Below are 18,843 nucleotides of genomic sequence, written 5' to 3' on the forward strand. Positions count from 1 at the left end.
ATTTATTCTTTTAGAATAATTGTGCCGAAAATATCGGCATTAATTCGTCCCAGATCTTTTTCTTTTCCAGGAACAAAAACCGAGCCAATACAATTTTCTCGCTCTTTACTATTATCATTATCGTTATAAGCGATAGCAAATCCTATTTTTTGATCTTTTTGCAGGATTATCGGGTCATTTACTTTTCCTTCTTTATAGGTGTCATCATAAATAGTAACTTCAAATTCCCATATAGACACATCTCCATTGGTTACTCGTTTTGAATGTACATGATTTGTAAGTAATATAGGATTTTTATGCTCATCAATGTCAATTACATTACCATCTAATGAGATAGAGTAAGCAAATGCATTATTAGAATATTGATGCTCCCCTCCAGAATTATCTGCATCAATAAAAATTTCTATATTATCATCATTCCTCCAGAAATGTAATGGATTTTTATTTTGATCAATCAAGATATCATCCTTTATTTCTACAAGAATATAAAGAGCCTCGTGTGTCCATGCCATCTTATATCTTCCAAAAAAATCAGTAAAATTGTAGGCAGAACCTAACCATTTTTGATCAAAGCCATACCATAATGTTTCTTTCCAGATAGGGTCGTTCATATCTCCGTCTAATTTGGGAACAATGACAGCTTTTTTGACTTCTCTAATTTGATGATCAATTTTAGTGTTCTCAGACTGTGTATTTTGTTGATTTAGCATAGCCAATCTATTTCCTGAGGGATTAGTTATGTCTTTTTTACAATTGGTGTTAACTAATAAAAGGCACAATAAAATTAATCTTGTCATAATATAATTAGGTCAAATAGTCAGGGTAAAAGTAAGGAACAAAAATTAAAGATAGAATGTGGTATGTGAATAAGTAACAGTTATTTACTTTTTAAATATATAATTATAATAAAGAATATAGCTTGTTTGATACGTCTCAAAGCATACTAATTCTATGAAAAAAGAGTATAGCTTTTTGTTAAAAAATCTATACTTCATTCTATAATGAAATAAAAAAAAGGAATGAAATTTATTTTTGTACTGTATAAATATTGAGGTACAAAGTAATAGAACAAGAGGTGTTTGTAGATGGTAAATTATGATAGATGATATCTTTGATTATCAAGCGCTGTACAATCAGAAATTAGTATTAATCCATTAACATAAAATTATATTAAAATGAAAGATTTATCAATACGATTAGGGAACCATCCAGGAGCTTTGGCAGAAATGGGGGAAATATTAGCTAATGCAGGGGTTAGTGTTGAAGGAGGAGGAGCATGGGTAGTCAATGACTCAGGAATAGCTCATTTTCTTTTTGAAGATGCTACCAAAGCAAAAAAAGTATTAGAAGATAAAGGTATTGAAGTGATAAGAGAAAATAAAATTCTTGTGCAACGATTACAACAGGATCAACCAGGTCAGTTAGGAAAAATAACCAGACTCATGCAGAAAGCGGGAGTAAATATAGAAGTGCTTTATAGTGATCATGATAATCAATTAATTTTGGTTGTAGATAATTACGAAAAAGGAAAGGCTATTTCTGATAATTGGAGTAAAGGAATATATGAATTACAAGAAGTATGAATTCTATAGAGATTATTTTATTAAACGCAGAAGAAACAAGAAGGCGTAGCATAAAGCTATGGAAAGGAATACCAGAAGAATTTTGGAACTGGAAACCTGATAAAGATGCTTTTACTGTTATCGAAATGATTAGGCATGTGCTAGAAAGTGAACATTTATTTCATAAAATAATTGATAATAGAGGAAATCTTGGGAATTATCAATCTCCTTGGCAAGGAATAGTGTATTCAAATATAAAATTTGAATTAGAAAAGGCAATACCTTATAGACAAGCTTTTCTTGATATGATAAAAGACCATACACTTCCTGATTTGGAATATATAAGAATTGAAAGAACAGAAGTAGGGCAAAGCAAAAAACTTGGCGACTACCTCAATAGAATTATATTTCATGAAACCGTACATATGGGGCAAATGTTGAGTTATTTGAGAACATTGAGGATTGAATGTCCTAAAATATGGGATTAATAGCATTTCTTCTTTAGAATGGCTTCACCTGAATTGCCTTTTGATTCGGAGATTAGAGAAAATTTAGTGATAATCTCTTTGTCGATATATTTTATTTTGAAGTATGTGTAGTAGTTGATTGTATTTGGCTATTTCGGAGTGATATTTGATTGTAGATAGTAGTGTCGATATTATTACAATCAATACGATTAAAATTATTGAACTACTTTCGTAAATGTAATATTGTATTTTATCACAGACTACTTATGGAAGAGTTTGAAAATAAATTTTCTGAGATAGCTTCTCTTTTAGGAGATAAATCCCGATCAATTATGCTTTGGTGTTTATTAGATGGTAGAGCGTATACCGCTATGGAATTATCTATATGTGCTGATATTTCTGCACAGTCGACTAGTAATCATCTAAAAAAACTTATAAAGGCTAATGTATTGAGTGTAGAAAAGCAAGGTAGGCATAGGTATTATAGGTATGCAAGTGCAGATGTGGCTCAGGTTATAGAATCAATGGCAGGATTGGTGTCATTAGATGAAAATTACAAAAGAGTAAACAAGCCTAGTCAAAATAATATCACTTATGCAAGAACCTGTTACGATCATCTGGCAGGAGAGATTGGTGTTAGGATTACAGATGCGCTACTAGATAATGGAATAGTGGAAGTTTTAGAAAAAAAATATGTGGTCACTACAGAAGGAAAGAATTGGTTTAAGGAAATAGGGATAAATGTAGATGAGATAATGCTGCAAAAACGTTCTTTCGCTCACCCATGTCTTGATTGGAGTGAGCGCAGATATCATATTGCTGGTGCTCTTGGAGCTTCATTTCTAACGAGTATGTTACAAAACGATTGGATTCGAAAAAAGAAAGATTCGCGAGAAGTAATTGTAACTTCTATCGGAAAAGTAGAGTTAAGAAAAAGATTACATCTAGAAATATAAAAACCGCCTTTTTATTATATAAAGAGGCGGTTTTTTCAGACACTATCTCATTAAGTGTGTAACTTAAAACTAAGTTATTGTTTTATTATTTTTTTAATTATAGTTTCTCTAGATGTGATGATTTTGATAAAATAAACCCCTTTAGGAATTTCATTTGTTTCAATACTTAATTTAGTGTCATCAGTTATTATTTTATTAACTGGGAATTGTTTTCCGTTTGCTGAATAAAAATATAGCTCAAAATCATTTTTAGTATCAATTCCTTTTATAGTAAGTTCATCAATAAAGGGAACTGGATGTATTTTAATATTTCTTTCTAAATTAGAAGTAGAAAAATTATTATTAGGGTTAGAATTACAAGAATTCGTGAAATTAGTATGTATATCTTTTCTAGTGAATTTTTGGTAAGCATGGTTGATATCATCAACACATATATGATTTAACGCAGGATTATTAGTAGCTACAAAATAGAATATGTTTTTATTGCTTCCGTTTTTGAGATTCACAAAATTTAGATTTTTATTCTTGCTAAAATCTATACCTTTTAATAGTGGATTTTGCGATAAATCCAATTCAACTAATTTGTTGTTTTGAATGTATAAATATTTCAATTTCTTGTTGTTTAATAATTGTAAATCCTTTAATTGGCAATTATTAACATTTAAGTTTTCTAAATTAATAGTATACTCAGTGTTTAATTCGTTAATATTCGTGTTTGCTATATTCAAATTTTTAAGCTTCTTGTTGTTTTCTATATTTAATGTTAGTAGGTTTTTATTATTATCTATACTTAGGTATTCTAATGCAGTATTAAATTGTAAATCAATATTAGAAAAACTTGATCCGTATGCAGTAAAAGATTTCAAATTTACATTAGTAGATAGATCAATCGTAGTATAGTTTTTTGATTGCCATTCTAAACTCTCTAATTTAGTATTGGACTGTAGATCTACTTTAGTCAGATTTGTTCCTCCAATCGATAAGTCTATCAATTCTTTATTATTAGTTATATCAAGGGTTGATAAATTGCTGGCAAATGCATTTAATTTTTTAAGTGCTATGTTTTTAGATACATCTATGGTGGTCAGGTTATTATGTGTGATGTTTAATTCTTCTAAATATATATTAGCAGTAAGGTTTAAGTTATTTATTTGGTTAGCCCCAATGTCTAGTTTTACCAAATTTATAGTATTAGTTAAATTTATACTAGGGACTTGATTACCTGAAATATCTAGCTCTTTTAGAGCTATGTTTTTAGAGAAATCTAAATCTGTATTGATGAAATGATCAGAACATTTAAAAGAAGTTATATTTATAAAAGCTTCTATTCCTGTTATGTCATATATATGATTATAATCATAATCATAGTTACTTACATCTATTGTTCCTAAAAACCTTTCTGCTTCAGAGTATTGAATTTCACTATCCTGATTTAAATCAATCGTAGGATTATGATTTAGTAATGTTTTTTTAAACTTTGCATCAGGTATATTTACTATCTCTTCTATAGTGCATTGATCAACAAAAGTTGTTGTAGTATCAATATTTTTAAAATTTTGATTTGCATATGTTATATCATCTACACATATCTTAGCATTAGTACTTATATTTCTTAAGTAAAATCCACTAATCCCTATATTGTTAGTGTTTTTACAATTTACAAATTCCAGATTTTTATTGTTATCACCATGTATATATGTCAATTTACTCTGTTTAGAGACATCTAATTCTGTAAGAGAGTTAAATCCGCAGGTTAAAGAAGTTAGGTTGATGTTTTTAGAGATGTCTATATTGGTAAGCTGATTAGAAGAGCAGGTTAGTACTTTTAGATTTGTAAGAGCACTAAGATCAATAGATGATAAATTATTATTATTACAACTTAATTTTCCTAGGTTGCTAGAGGTTGTGGGTAGTATTAATGAAGATATATTGTTATATTCACATCCCAAGGTTTCTAACTTCGCATTTTTTGAAACATTTAAATTTTTGATTTGATTGTTATTACACAACAAATATGTTAAATTAAGGTTGTTTGATAAATTTAAATTTGTTATCAGATTATAAGAGATCACTAAACTTTTTAAGTGAGTTAGGGTACTAATTTCTATGTTGCTTATTTTATTTTGATTTGCATATACATACTCTAAAGCATTATTATTAGATAGGTCTAAAGTTTGTATGTTATTATTATCACAAGAGAAAACTTTTAGTGAGGTGTTTTTTGAAAGATCAATGTTTGTAATAGTATTGCCACTTATATGTAGTGAACTTAATTTTGTATTATTACTAACATTAATTAGAGAAAGATTGTTTTGATTTAATGCTAAATCAATCAATGCAGTATTTGCAGAAATATCGATTTTTGAAATATTGTTTGAAGAAGCATTTATCCCAGTAATATTAACAAACGCTTCAATACCTGTTAAATCATAAATTCCTTTGCTATACAAATTTAAATTTCCAGTAAATGCGATAGCTTCTTGTGTTTGTATTTCGGTATCTCTGTTAGTGTTTATTCTTATATTATCAATAAGTGCTTTCTTAAATTTTGTATCAGGTATTGTTACCGTTTGAGAAAAAATCGGAATGGTTAGTAGTAACAACGTTACTAAAAGATAGGTTTTTTTCATGTTTAAAGTTTTAGTGTAAGGAAAAAATGTGTGATTGTTGGTATAATGACTCATGTTTATACGGTTTAATATATATGTCGTAGCAGCAAAAAATGTTACCTTGATTTCAACACTTTTATGTTGATTTTTTTAAATAATCCATTTACAACTTTGGTGAGATCATGAGTGCGTGGATTATTGTGTTTATTGTTAATGTGTTACGGGTATGTTTGGAGTCGTTTTAGAGGCTTGTTTTTCGTAAAAAAACATCATGATTTACTTCTGAAAAGCAATTTTCTTATCGATTTTTGTCAAAAAATATTGTAGGTGTTTTTTAGTATTTATCAGGTACTAACCAATGAAAAAAAATATTCAAAACTCTGTTGAAAGTTCTGATTGTGTTTTGATTTTTAGATTCTAATTAAGATAAGTTTAAAAGGAGCTAAGAATGAATTACAAAATAATTATATAAAAAACTAAAAATAGAAATGGAGTAATAAGTTTTGAAAAATCTTTACATCTAGAAATATAAAAACCGCCTTTTTATTATATAAAGAGGCGGTTTTTTCATATCAAAATTAAACAACCCTCCAATTTTAAGCCTAGGAGAAAAGGCCTTTGCGTATCGCATAGAAATAATATATCTATGCTATTCTATTCGACATTGTTTACCCAATAAAATAACCGTTTTCTTGAGCAATTTTATCAGCGATTTTAGTTCTTAAAGCAACCACATTAGGTTGATTTGCATATTTTGTAAAACGTTTAAGTCCCATAAGCATCATACGTTGCTCATCACCTTCTGCAAAAGAAACTATTCCTTCTTTTCCTTTCCTAATCACGATATCTACCGCATTATATAAGTATAATTGAGACATTGCAATCTGAGTTTCTTGAGCCTCTTCACCAAAACGTTTGGCATTTTTCTCAGTTCTAAGAATAGTAGATTCAGCCATGTATATTTCTATAAGAATATCAGAAGCGGCCATTAATAATTGTTGGTGTTCTTCTATCTGAGGGCCATATTTTTGAATTGCAGCACCTGCTACCATTAAGAAAACCTTTTTTAGCTTTGCTATTATTTCTTTTTCTTCAGAAAACAACACAGAGTAATCTGGTGTGTCAAAAGAAGGAATACCAGTAAGTTCATCTGCAACCTTCATTGCTGGTCCTAAAAGATCTACATGCCCTTTCATCGCCTTTTTTATAAGCATTCCTACGGCAAGCATACGATTGATCTCATTTGTACCTTCATAGATACGAGAAATACGGGCATCTCTCCAGGCAGATTCCATTGGGGTATCAGCAGAGAATCCCATACCTCCAAAGATTTGTACTCCTTCATCTGTACAGCTTTGCACATCCTCAGAAACGGCAACTTTAAGAATAGAACACTCAATAGCATATTCTTCAACTCCTTTAAGTTCGGCTTCTTGGTGAGAATTTCCTTCTTCTTGTCTGATCGTAATTCTATCTTCTATATTTTTTGCAGCTCTATAACTAGCAGATTCATCAGCATATGTATTGGTTGCCATTTCTGCAACTTTAGCTTTGATAGCTCCAAAATTCATAATTGGAGTTTTAAACTGAATACGTTCGTTGGCATATTTGGTAGCTTCCCCAATTACTCGGCGTTGTGCATCAAGACATGCTGCGGCTAGTTTAATACGACCTACATTCAATGCGTTCATTGCTATTTTGAATCCATTACCTCTTTCTGATAACATATTCTCTACTGGTACTTTGGTATCACTAAAAAATACCTGACGTGTAGAGGAGGAGTGAATCCCCAGTTTCTTTTCTTCGTCTCCTAGAGAAATTCCGTTGGAAGGATCATTTTCTACAATAAACCCTGTAATATTTTTATCATCTTCGATACGGGCAAAAACAATAAAGACATTACAGAATCCTGCATTAGAGATCCACATTTTTTGTCCTGAAATAGAGTAGTGCTTCCCATCTTCAGAAAGTACTGCTTTTGTTTTTCCAGAGTTGGCATCTGATCCAGCTCCTGGCTCTGTTAAGCAATACGCACCAAACCACTCTCCTGAAGCAAGTTTTGGTACATATTTGTTTTTTTGTTCTTCATTTCCGTAAAGGGTAATTGGCATAGTACCAATACCAGTATGAGCTCCAAAAGCTGTACTGAAAGATCCAGTTGCTCCCGAAATGTAATCACATACCAGCATGGTAGAAACAAATCCCATTCCTAAACCTCCATATGCTTCGGGTACAGCAACTCCTAATAAGCCTAGTTCCCCTGCTTTGCGCATACATTCTTCAGTAAATGCGTAATCTTTATTTTCAAATCTTTCCCAATGTGCCCATAGTTCACGATCTACAAATTCTTTGGCGCTATCACGCATCATCCTTTGCTCTTCAGAAAAATCTTCTGGAGTAAATACATCGTCGCAATTGGTTTCTTTAACAAGGAATTGTCCTCCTCTAAGAATATCTTTTTTTATATTTTCTGTACTCATTTGTTATAAGTTTTTAGGAGTTAGTGTGAGGACTGAGGTAAATTAATTCCAGCAATACTCATATCTCAATTCTAATTATTTTAAAAATTCATAAATGCCGGCAGCTCCTTGTCCTGTACCTACGCACATGGTTACCATACCATATTTACCTTGCATATTACGCTTGCGCATTTCGTCGAACAATTGTACTGATAATTTTGCTCCAGTACATCCAAGAGGGTGACCTAATGCGATGGCACCTCCATTTACATTTACAATATCCTTATTAAGGCCTAATTCTCTAACTACTGCGAGTGATTGAGAGGCAAAAGCCTCATTAAGCTCAATAAGCTCTACATCGTTTTGATGTAATCCAGCTTGTTTTAGTGCTTTTGGAATTGCTTTTACGGGACCAATACCCATAATTCTTGGTTCTACACCTGCCGCAGCATAGTTTACAAGTCTGGCAATAGGTTCAAGGTTAAGTTCTTTTACCATCTCTTCGCTCATTACCATCACAAAGGCTGCCCCATCACTCATTTGAGAAGAGTTACCCGCAGTTACACTCCCGTTGGCAGCAAAAACAGGACGTAGTCTTGCTAGCGCTTCTTTATTAGTGCCTGCGCGAGGGCCTTCATCTTTGGATACGGTATATGATTTGGTAGCTTTTTTTCCATTTTCATCAACATATATCTGTTCTACATTAATAGGAACTATTTGATCTTGAAAACGATCTTCAGCTTGTGCTTTTAGAGCTTTCATATGAGAATGATAAGCAAATTCATCTTGATCTTCACGAGATACTTTAAATTGATTTGCTACTGCTTCTGCCGTATTACCCATTCCCCAATAATAATCTTCATGGCCAGATTTGGCAAGGTCATAATTAAGCTCTGTTTTGTATCCTGTCATTGGTACAGAGCTCATACTTTCTGCACCACCAGCAATAATGCAATCTGCCATTCCTGATTGTATTTTGGCAGTAGCAATACCAATAGTTTCTATTCCTGAGGAACAAAATCTGTTTACGGTTACACCAGGAACATCTACAGAGTTGAGACCCATTAATGAAATAAGGCGTGCCATATTTAGTCCCTGAGACCCTTCTGGCATAGCGTTACCTACAATAACATCATCAATACGTGTTTTGTCTAATTGTGGCAATTCTTTCATCATATGCGCTATGGTTTCTGCTGCTAGTTCATCAGTTCTTTTGAACCTAAACACTCCGCGAGGCGCTTTTCCCACGGCTGTTCTGTATGCTTTTACTATATATGCTGTTTTCATTAATTTATAGTATTGAGTATTGAGATATTAGTATTGAGATTTATAACTTTTTTTGAAATGAATAATTCATTTTTTGTATTTCAACACAACATTCAATAACTGGTTGTACTTTTTCTTTACTGATAATATTTAATTCTATTACTAATATTAATTGGGTATGAAGTTCATAACAAGATCCATTAGCAATACTTAAAAAATGCTTAAACTCTTTATTTTGAATTTCTTCCAGCTCCTTCTGCTATATTGGAAGAAATAGAAATTAAACTACGTTTTATTTGAGAAATCAAGCCGTATTTTTCATTAGAAGGAAGTTTTTCTGCAAGTTGATAGATGGGTTTAGCTAAATCAATCGATTTTTTCCAAATTTTTAAATCTTCAACTTTATGCATTGTATTTTTTTCTAATTACTCAATACTAAATCCTCAATACTAATTAATTACGTAACGGTTTTCCTTTTTTAAGCATGTGTTCTATTCGTTCCAGGGTTTTTCGTTCTGTACATAGAGACAAGAAAGCTTCTCGTTCTAAGTCCAGGAGATATTGTTCTGTAACCAAAGTAGGTTCAGATAAATCTCCACCTGCCATTACATAACCTAGTTTATTAGCAATTTTTCTGTCGTGTTCAGAAATATATTTACTAGCTTCCATAGAATCAGTTCCTACTAAGAACATTCCTAAGGCTTGTTTACCTAGTACTTTTATATCTTTTCTTTTAGGTGATTGTGTATATCCTTGTTCTGCTATTAGTTTTGCATATGCTTTTGCTGTAGCAATCTGGCGATCTTTATTTACTACCACAATATCTTTTCCTTTTTGTAGTATATTAAGATCATATGCTTCATAAGCAGAGGTAGATACTTTTGCCATACCAATGGTTAAAAAGTGTTCTTGAAGCACATTAAGCTCAACATCATTTTTCTTGAATGTGTCTGATGCTCTTAGTGCCATTTCTTTTGATCCACCTCCACCAGGGATAACTCCTACTCCAAATTCTACGAGTCCTATATATGTTTCTGCGGCAGCAACTACCTTATCTGCATGCATAGAAAGTTCGCATCCTCCACCAAGGGTCATACCATGAGGAGCAGCTATTGTTGGAATTGATGAATAACGCATACGCATCATAGAATCCTGAAAGTACTTAATAGCCATATTAAGTTCATCGTATTCTTGTTCTACAGCCATCATAAAGATCATCCCGATATTGGCTCCTACAGAGAAATTTGCTGCTTGATTACCAACAACTAATCCTTGAAAATCTTTTTCGGCAATATCAATAGCTTTATTTAGTCCTGCCAATACATCACCTCCAATAGTATTCATTTTACTTTGGAATTCTACATTTAGGATTCCATCTCCTAGATCTTCAACTACAACACCACTATTTTTAAATACTTCAGAAGACTTACGAATGTTGTCTAGTATAATAAAAGCATCTTGTCCAGGAACTTTTATTTGTTCTTTTTTAGGAATATCATAGAAAAATGTTGCTCCATTTTTTACGGTATAGAAAGAAGTATTTCCAGAAGCGATCATATCATTAACCCATGTTGCTGGTACTAACCCTTCGGCTTTCATGATTTCGATTCCTTTTTCAACACCAATAGCATCCCAAATTTGAAAAGGACCATGCTCCCATCCAAAACCTGCTTTCATTGCATCGTCTATTTTGTATAAATCATCAGTGATTTCTGGAATTCTATTAGATACATACGCAAATAAGGCAGAGAAGGTTTTACGATAGAACTCACCAGCTTTATCTTTACCAGCGACTAATACCTTGAATCGATCTACAACCTTATCAATAGTTTTGGTCATTTCTAGAGTAGGGAAGGAGGCTCTTTTCTTTCCTCTATACTCTAGAGTATTTAAGTCAAGAGAAAGAATTTCTTTTTTTCCATCAGCGTTTACATTCTTCTTATAAAAACCTTGCTTGGTTTTACTTCCTAACCATTTGTTTTCCATCATGGTATTAATGAAATCAGGAAGCTTAAATAATTCATGACGCTCATCATCTGAACAATTATCAGCAATACCATTTGCTACATGAACTAAAGTGTCTAAACCAACAACATCTACGGTACGGAAAGTTGCAGATTTAGGACGACCAATTACGGGACCTGTAAGTTTATCTACTTCTTCTATAGTTAAATCCATATCTTTTACCATATGAAATAAGCTCATAATACTAAAAATACCAATTCTATTACCGATAAAAGCGGGAGTATCTTTTGCAACTACAGATGTTTTTCCTAAAAATTGCTCGCCATAACCGTTGAGGAAATCAAGAACTTCCTGAGAGGTGTTAGGGCCAGGAATAATTTCAAATAACTTAAGATAACGGGCTGGATTGAAAAAGTGTGTTCCACAAAAATGTTTTTGGAAATCTTCACTTCTTCCTTCATTCATAAACTTAATAGGAATACCTGAAGTATTAGAAGTGATTAAGGTACCTGGAGTTCTGTGTTTTTCAAGATTTTCAAAGACTATCTTTTTTACATCAAGTCTTTCTACAACTACTTCTATAATCCAGTCTACGTCTGCAACTTTTGCAATATCATCTTCTAAATTTCCTGTGGTAATCCTGTTAGAAAATTTTTGATGGTAGATAGGAGATGGTTTCGATTTTAGCGCGGCAGTTAGCGAGTCATTTACTAATCGATTGCGTACTGCTTTATTTTCTAAGGTAAGCCCTTTTGCTTTTTCTTTGTCATTAAGTTCTCGAGGAACGATATCTAATAATAGTACTTCGACACCTATATTAGCAAAATGACAAGCAATGCCGGATCCCATAATCCCTGAACCGATCACTGCAACTTTTTTAATAATTCTTTTCATTTTATAACTTCGGGTTGTTAAGGTTTTATAGATTCTTGTTTTGAGTAAATTTTTTTGGATGCTATAAGGTCATTTATTGTTTGAAAGACTTCAAGAAAAATATCCAGTTTTTCTTTTGATACATGTTTTTTTACAGTGTTGTCAAAAGTAAAAACAACTTCTTTTGAGAAGTCTCTCATTTCTATTCCAAAAGGAGTAAGGTAAATCAATACACCGCGCCCATCTTGTGGATTCTTTTTTCTATAAATAAATCCTTTTTCCTCCATGGTTTTCAAGGTGCGTGATAGGCTTGTCGCTTCCATTCCCATTTTTGGTCCCAAAGAGGTAGAAGGAGTACCATTTTCTGGGTCTATGCTTAGCAATGCAAATCCAGTAGCCATGGTGCTTCCCTTTTTACTAGCTTCTTCATTATACATCTTGGCAACTGCCATCCAAGTAGCTCTAAGGGCATAATCAATTGTTTTTTCTCTCATTAAAATAGATATTGTGATGTAAAGGTAAGAAATTTTATTATGCATGCATAATAAATAAAGTAGAATTTCAGGAAAATTTAACGTAATTTACATTTTTATATTGAATTAATAAAAAAACTCCTCATAAAATGAGGAGTTTACTGATTAACAGTTAAAGCTTATCGCATTTTGTGATGTAATCAGTTCATTGAATTAGCCATAAATTTTAGAGTATAATTCTTTATATTTTTCTTTTATTATTTTTCTTCTGAGTTTCATTGTTGGGGTAAGATGCCCTGCATCAATACTCCATTCTTCTGGGGTAAGTTCAAAACGTTTTACTCGTTCCCATTTACCAAATTTTTGATTGTGTAGATCCATCTCTTTTTGATAGCGGTCTATTACAATTTGATGGCTAATTATTTCTTCATTAGAATTGCCAATTTGTAAGTTCTTACGTTCTGCCCATTCTTTTAGGAATTCAAAATTTGGTTGTATAAAGGCAGCTGGCATTTTTTCACCTTCTCCTATAACCATTATTTGCTCAATAAAGCGAGATTGCTTCATTGTGTTTTCAATAAGTTGCGGAGCAACATATTTACCTCCAGATGTTTTGAACATTTCTTTTTTACGATCTGTGATCCGTAAAAAACCATCACTATCAATTTCTCCAATATCACCTGTATGAAAGTATCCGTCTTTTAATACTTCGTTAGTTTTTTCTTCATCTTTATAGTAGCCTAGCATTACCTGAGGGCCTTTTACTAGAATTTCACCATCTTCTGCTATTTTTACTTCGGTATTAGGAATTAAGCGACCTACGGTTCCAATCTTGAAACCATTATTTTCCTTTTCGTTAACAGAAATTACAGGAGAAGTTTCTGTTAGTCCATAACCTTCCATAACACCAATTCCTGCAGCATTGAATATTCTGGCTAGTCTTGGTTGTAATGCTGCACTACCAGATGCAATTAGTTTTAAATTACCTCCTAATGCTTCTTGCCATTTGCTGAAGATGAGTTTTCGGGCAACATCTAACTTTTTTTCATACCACCAACCATTGGCTCCGTATGGTTTGTACTCTAAACCAAGTTCTACAGCCCAAAAGAACAGTTTCTTTTTTATACCTGTCAAATCAGTACCCTTTGCGATGATCTTATCATAGACCTTTTCTAGTAGTCTAGGTACTGCTGTCATGACATGTGGTTGTATTTCTTTAAGATTATCACTAATGGTTTCTAGTGATTCTGCAAAATAGATGGTCACACCACGATATTGATATAAGTACATTAGCATGCGCTCATATATATGACAAACGGGTAAGAAACTTAATGCTTTTGTATCTCCATCTACAATAGGGAATCTAGTAGAACTATTGATGGCATCACTTACTATATTTTTATGACTAAGCATTACTCCTTTGGGTCTTCCTGTTGTTCCTGAGGTATAGATAAGAGTTGCTAAGTCATCTTCTTGTATAGACGCCATTATTTTTTCTACTTCCTCTTGATTACTATCGTCTTTACCAAGTTCGAGAACTTCATTCCAGCTTTTACAACCATCTATGTCATTAAAAGAGTATACTCCTTTTAATGAAGGTACATTGGCATTAATGTTTTTTACTTTTTGATATACTTCATCATCAGATACAAAACAGTATGTAGCTTCAGAATGATTTAATACATACTGGTAATCTTCTTGAGAAATTGTAGGGTAGATGGGTACATCTTGTGCGCCAATCTGAAGAACACCAATATCAGTGATGTTCCATTCAGTTCTATTGTTAGAGGATATGATCGCAATTTTATCGTTTGGTTGTACACCTAATCGTAATAAACCACGGCTAATTTGGTTTGCTTTTTCTACATATTCTTTGGTAGAGGTAGCCACCCATTTCCCATTATATTTGGTAACTAGAGCTTTGTCTAAATTGAATTTTTTTAGTTGATGATGTGGAAAATCAAATAGTCTGGTAATTGTCGTCATATGTTGTTTTAAAATATTTATAATAGCTCCTTATACTCCTGATATTATAAACTTCTGTTATATAAAAATAGTAATAAACCTTTTTACATACATTATTTTTTTAAAGAGTTTTTTTTTAAAAAAAACTATTATGCGTGCATAGTTTCGCAAATTATAAAAAATATGATAATACACAACTCCAAGATATAAAAAAACGAGCTTTAAACTGTTAATTCTGTAAAAAATAGTGAACATTTTGATGATGTTTGTGATAATAATACATACAATCAGTGTTTTGTAAGAAAAAAAATAAATGAAATTTATTATGAGTACAATGAAATTGTACTACTTTTTTAATTAGAAGTAATTATAGAATACTATACGGATGGTAATAATATGATCAAAGAATTTTTTATATAATAAAAACGAGCGAGAATATATCTCGCTCGTTTCATTTTTTAATAATCCAAATTTACTCACTAAGTGAGATTTTAATGCTCTGAGGCTAGCTCCCAAATTAAAGATTCGTTTCAAACGAATACTTCATCTTCGTGGGTTTAGCTCATGATAGTTTATTTAGAAGCTTTTTCTTCTAGCCATTTTCGGGCATTTACAAAAGCTTCTGCCCAAGGAGAGATTTGATCTTGTCTGTCTTGAGGGTAATGAGCCCAGTTCCATTGAAATATAGAACGCTCTATATGAGGCATCATTACTAGATGTCGTCCTGTTTTGTCAGTAAGCATTGCGGTATTATAATCAGAGCCATTTGGATTAGCAGGGTATTGGTCATATCCATATTTGGCAACGATATTGTATTGATTTTCATCAAGTGGAAGGTTAAACTTTCCTTCTCCATGAGAAATCCATACACCCAATGTGCTTCCTGAAAGCGTAGATAACATTATAGAATTGTTATCTTGAATGGTAACAGAGGTAAAGTTGCTCTCGTGTTTATGAGAGTCATTATGTATTAATTTACCATGTGTCTCGTGCTCTGGGTTGATTACTTCTAGTTCCATAAAAAGCTGACAACCGTTGCAGATACCTACAGAAAGAGTGTCTTCTCTTTTAAAGAAGTTGTGTAAGGCTGTATTGGCTTTTTCATTATATAAGAAAGCACCAGCCCATCCTTTGGCAGAACCAAGAACGTCACTATTAGAAAAACCTCCTACTGCTCCAATAAATTGAATGTCTTCTAATGTTTCCCTACCTGAAATCAAGTCTGTCATATGTACATCTTTTACATCAAACCCAGCTAGGTACATTGCATTAGCCATTTCACGCTCAGAATTACTCCCTTTTTCACGTATGATAGCTGCTTTTGGCCTTGGTGTTGATATGTCGATCACAGGGTTTTTTCCTGTAAAATGAGTAGGGAATGAATATTGTAGTGGTTGGTTTGGATAGTTCTTATATCGATCTTCTGCTAAATTATTTGCAGTTTGTTTTTGATCTAATAAGAATGATGTTTTGTACCATGTATTTCTTACTTCTTTTATATCAAGATTAAAAGAATCGTTATGATTTTTGATAGTCACTGTAGCTTGTTCTGTTACGGTTCCTATATTAAAAAATGAAATACCATTTTTAGAAAGTATAGTTTCTATATCTGAATTTGAAGCACTTTGAAAAACGATTCCAGAATTTTCTGAAAATAATAATTTTATAGAATCTATTTCTGAAATAGAGGTAAGGTCTAATGTTGCTCCTAGGTTTACATCAGCAAAACATAATTCGAGTAGTGTAGTAATCAAACCTCCCGAAGCTATATCATGACCAGCTACAATTTTACCTTCTCTAATTAGATTTTGAATGGTATTAAATGTTTTCTTAAAACAGGCAGGACTATTAATACTAGGAACCTCAGAGCCAATAGTGTTTTGGGTTTGTGCAAATGAAGAGCCTCCTAATTGATGTTGACCACCAGAAAGGTTGATATAGTAAATATCTCCTTTATTTTTTTGTAATACAGGCTCGATGACCTTAGTAATATCATTACAATTTGCAGCTGCAGATATAACTACAGTACCAGGAGCAATTACTTCTTCGTTTGGATATTTTTGTTTCATTGATAGCGAATCTTTTCCAGTTGGAACATTGATTCCTAGGTCAATAGAAAAATCTGATATTGCCTTTACTGCTTTATATAACCTAGCGTCTTCTCCTTCGTTTTTACAAGGCCACATCCAGTTGGCTGATAAAGAGATGGATTGTAGTCCATCTTTGAGTGGCGCCCAAATAATATTGGTTAATGCTTCTGCAATCGAATTTTTACTACCTGCTTCGGGGTCTATAAGACCAGAAATAGGGGAGTGCCCAATACTGGTTGCAATACCCTCTTTACCATTATAATCCAATGCCATTACCCCGCAATTGTTTAAGGGTAATTGTAAGGGTCCTGTACATTGTTGTTTTGCAACTTTTCCGCCAACACAACGATCTACTTTGTTGGTTAACCAGTCTTTACAAGAAACGGCTTCTAGTTGTAACACTTGATTTAGATAGTTGGCAAAATTATCTGTACTATATGAGATTTCTTTATAGGTGCGATCTATAGTTTTGTCGGTCATGATTGTTCTGGGAGAACTACCAAACATATCTTCTAATGCAAGATTCATAGGAGTGTCTCCTTTGGCCTTTGACTCAAAAGAAAAGCGATGATCACCAGTAACATCACCTACTTCATACATTGGCGAACGCTCACGTTCTGCAATACGTTGTAGGGTGTCTATATTTTTTTGTCCGATTACAAGTCCCATTCTTTCCTGAGACTCATTACCAATGATTTCTTTTGCAGATAGGGTAGGGTCACCTACAGGTAATGTGTCAAGATCAATTTTTCCTCCTGTTTCTTCTACAAGTTCAGAAAGACAGTTAAGATGTCCTCCTGCACCATGATCATGAATAGAAACAATTGTATTTTCTTCGCTTTCTACCATTCCGCGAATTGCATTGGCAGCACGTTTTTGCATTTCTGGGTTAGAGCGTTGTATGGCATTTAGTTCAATACCACTACTAAACTCTCCTGTATCTGCAGAAGATACTGCTGCCCCCCCCATACCGATTCTATAATTCTCTCCACCTAGGATTACAATTTTATCTCCTTTTTCTGGTGTAGCTTTGATTGCTTGCTCTGCTTTGCCATATCCGATACCACCTGCTTGCATGATTACTTTATCAAAACCAAGTTTACGAGTTCCTTCTTCATGTTCAAAAGTAAGTACAGATCCAGTGATTAATGGTTGGCCGAATTTATTACCAAAATCAGAAGCCCCATTAGATGCTTTTATCAAAATATCTACAGGGGTTTGGTATAGCCAATCTCTTTCTGTCATAGCTTTTTCCCAAGAACGATTATTTTCTAATCGAGAGTAAGAAGTCATATAAACAGCTGTTCCTGCAAGGGGTAAAGATCCTTTTCCTCCTGCTAGACGATCTCTGATTTCTCCTCCAGAACCTGTTGCAGCACCATTGAATGGTTCTACTGTTGTAGGGAAATTATGAGTTTCAGCTTTAAGAGAAATCACACTATTAAATTCAGTTTCTTGATAGAAATCTGGTTTGTCTGCTGTTTTTGGAGCAAACTGGGTTACTTTTGGGCCTTTTATAAAGGCTACATTATCTTTATATGCAGAAACAATATCATTAGGATGTATTTCTGATGTCTTTTTTATTAATTTAAAAAGAGAGGTAGGTTGTTCTTCTCCATCTATTACAAAAGTACCATTGAATATTTTATGGCGACAATGTTCTGAATTTACTTGAGAAAATCCAAAAACCTCTGAGTCAGTAAGTTTTCGACCTATTTTTTTACTTACATTCTCTAGATATTCAATCTCTTCATTATTAAGAGCTAAACCTTCTGCAGTATTATATGCAGCAATATCATCAATATCTATAATAGATTCTGGTAAAATATTGATAGTATAAATATCTTGATCTAATCGTTCATATTTTTGAGCAAGCATAGGGTCAAAGTCAGTAAAATCTTTTGATACTGCTTGAAACTCTTCGATCCTGATGATTCCTTCGACTCCCATATTTTGGGTGATTTCTACAGCATTGGTACTCCAAGGAGTAATCATTGCGGCACGCGGACCAACAAAAAAAGCGTCAATAGACGCCGCAGATAATTGGGGTTGGTCGCCAAATAACCAACTTAATTTTTTTACAGTTGATGAGGAGATTTCTTTGTTTACTTGAATTGCAAAGACTTTCTCTTTTGGGTTTCCGAAGAAATGGATCATG

Annotated in this window: 11 protein-coding genes and 1 pseudogene; 3 read left to right on the top strand and 9 right to left on the bottom strand. The window is 32.9% G+C overall.

All coding sequences use genetic code 11. From position 1 onward, the window contains the following. Positions 1–2: 2 nt before the first annotated feature. Positions 3–797, bottom strand: coding sequence for a sugar-binding protein (locus CVD18_RS03530; RefSeq protein ID WP_103864066.1), 795 nt, complete (start codon positions 795–797; stop codon positions 3–5). Positions 798–1,175: 378 nt separating this feature from the next. Here CVD18_RS03530 and CVD18_RS03535 point away from each other — a divergent pair, with 378 nt between their 5' ends. The 3 genes from CVD18_RS03535 (at position 1,176) to CVD18_RS03545 (ending at position 2,985) form a co-directional block, all read left to right on the top strand. Beyond that, positions 1,176–1,583, top strand: coding sequence for an amino acid-binding ACT domain-containing protein (locus CVD18_RS03535; protein ID WP_103864067.1), 408 nt, complete (start codon positions 1,176–1,178; stop codon positions 1,581–1,583). Then, the gene (locus tag CVD18_RS03540) at positions 1,580–2,050 is read left to right on the top strand and encodes a DinB family protein (RefSeq protein WP_103864068.1); all 471 of its coding nucleotides are present in this window, start codon (positions 1,580–1,582) and stop codon (positions 2,048–2,050) included. The genes CVD18_RS03535 and CVD18_RS03540 overlap by 4 nt, the downstream gene beginning before the upstream one ends. A 245-nt stretch (positions 2,051–2,295) precedes the next feature. Beyond that, the gene (locus CVD18_RS03545; RefSeq protein ID WP_103864069.1) at positions 2,296–2,985 is read left to right on the top strand and encodes a helix-turn-helix transcriptional regulator; all 690 of its coding nucleotides are present in this window, start codon (positions 2,296–2,298) and stop codon (positions 2,983–2,985) included. A 74-nt stretch (positions 2,986–3,059) separates the two neighbouring features. Here the strand turns inward: CVD18_RS03545 and CVD18_RS03550 are convergent, their stop codons facing one another. The 8 genes and pseudogenes from CVD18_RS03550 to purL all read right to left on the bottom strand — a co-directional run bounded on the left by CVD18_RS03550 (position 3,060) and on the right by purL (position 18,842). Further along, positions 3,060–5,615, bottom strand: coding sequence for a T9SS type A sorting domain-containing protein (locus CVD18_RS03550; RefSeq protein ID WP_158250383.1), 2,556 nt, complete (start codon positions 5,613–5,615; stop codon positions 3,060–3,062). A 647-nt stretch (positions 5,616–6,262) separates the two neighbouring features. Then, on the bottom strand, positions 6,263–8,074 hold the full coding sequence (locus tag CVD18_RS03555) for an acyl-CoA dehydrogenase family protein (protein WP_103864071.1): 1,812 nt from the start codon (positions 8,072–8,074) through the stop codon (positions 6,263–6,265). A gap of 75 nt (positions 8,075–8,149) precedes the next feature. Then, positions 8,150–9,340, bottom strand: coding sequence for an acetyl-CoA C-acyltransferase (locus CVD18_RS03560; protein WP_103864072.1), 1,191 nt, complete (start codon positions 9,338–9,340; stop codon positions 8,150–8,152). A 40-nt stretch (positions 9,341–9,380) separates the two neighbouring features. Then, positions 9,381–9,729 (bottom strand): annotated as a pseudogene (locus tag CVD18_RS03565) (four helix bundle protein). A 43-nt stretch (positions 9,730–9,772) separates the two neighbouring features. Next, complete coding sequence (locus CVD18_RS03570) at positions 9,773–12,178, bottom strand: 3-hydroxyacyl-CoA dehydrogenase/enoyl-CoA hydratase family protein (protein ID WP_103864073.1); 2,406 nt, start codon at positions 12,176–12,178, stop codon at positions 9,773–9,775. Between the two features lie 17 nt (positions 12,179–12,195). Continuing rightward, positions 12,196–12,651, bottom strand: coding sequence for a MarR family winged helix-turn-helix transcriptional regulator (locus tag CVD18_RS03575; protein WP_103864074.1), 456 nt, complete (start codon positions 12,649–12,651; stop codon positions 12,196–12,198). A gap of 192 nt (positions 12,652–12,843) precedes the next feature. Then, positions 12,844–14,616 carry a long-chain fatty acid--CoA ligase gene (locus CVD18_RS03580; protein WP_103864075.1) on the bottom strand — a complete coding sequence of 591 codons (1,773 nt, stop codon included), beginning with the start codon at positions 14,614–14,616 and terminating at the stop codon, positions 12,844–12,846. Between the two features lie 551 nt (positions 14,617–15,167). Then, positions 15,168–18,842, bottom strand: a complete 3,675-nt coding sequence (gene purL / locus CVD18_RS03585; protein WP_103864076.1) for a phosphoribosylformylglycinamidine synthase — start codon at positions 18,840–18,842, stop codon at positions 15,168–15,170. Position 18,843 lies beyond the last annotated feature (1 nt).

Source organism: Aquimarina sp. I32.4 (genome assembly GCF_002924285.1).
Taxonomy (GTDB): domain Bacteria; phylum Bacteroidota; class Bacteroidia; order Flavobacteriales; family Flavobacteriaceae; genus Aquimarina.

What these genes read in the sequence shown, in the direction of transcription:
- CVD18_RS03530 (WP_103864066.1), bottom strand. Translation starts at nt 797, where the DNA reads ATGACAAGATTAATTTTATTGTGCCTTTTATTAGTTAACACCAATTGT.
- CVD18_RS03535 (WP_103864067.1), top strand. Translation starts at nt 1,176, where the DNA reads ATGAAAGATTTATCAATACGATTAGGGAACCATCCAGGAGCTTTGGCA.
- CVD18_RS03540 (WP_103864068.1), top strand. Translation starts at nt 1,580, where the DNA reads ATGAATTCTATAGAGATTATTTTATTAAACGCAGAAGAAACAAGAAGG.
- CVD18_RS03545 (WP_103864069.1), top strand. Translation starts at nt 2,296, where the DNA reads ATGGAAGAGTTTGAAAATAAATTTTCTGAGATAGCTTCTCTTTTAGGA.
- CVD18_RS03550 (WP_158250383.1), bottom strand. Translation starts at nt 5,615, where the DNA reads ATGAAAAAAACCTATCTTTTAGTAACGTTGTTACTACTAACCATTCCG.
- CVD18_RS03555 (WP_103864071.1), bottom strand. Translation starts at nt 8,074, where the DNA reads ATGAGTACAGAAAATATAAAAAAAGATATTCTTAGAGGAGGACAATTC.
- CVD18_RS03560 (WP_103864072.1), bottom strand. Translation starts at nt 9,340, where the DNA reads ATGAAAACAGCATATATAGTAAAAGCATACAGAACAGCCGTGGGAAAA.
- CVD18_RS03570 (WP_103864073.1), bottom strand. Translation starts at nt 12,178, where the DNA reads ATGAAAAGAATTATTAAAAAAGTTGCAGTGATCGGTTCAGGGATTATG.
- CVD18_RS03575 (WP_103864074.1), bottom strand. Translation starts at nt 12,651, where the DNA reads ATGAGAGAAAAAACAATTGATTATGCCCTTAGAGCTACTTGGATGGCA.
- CVD18_RS03580 (WP_103864075.1), bottom strand. Translation starts at nt 14,616, where the DNA reads ATGACGACAATTACCAGACTATTTGATTTTCCACATCATCAACTAAAA.
- purL (WP_103864076.1), bottom strand. Translation starts at nt 18,842, where the DNA reads ATGATCCATTTCTTCGGAAACCCAAAAGAGAAAGTCTTTGCAATTCAA.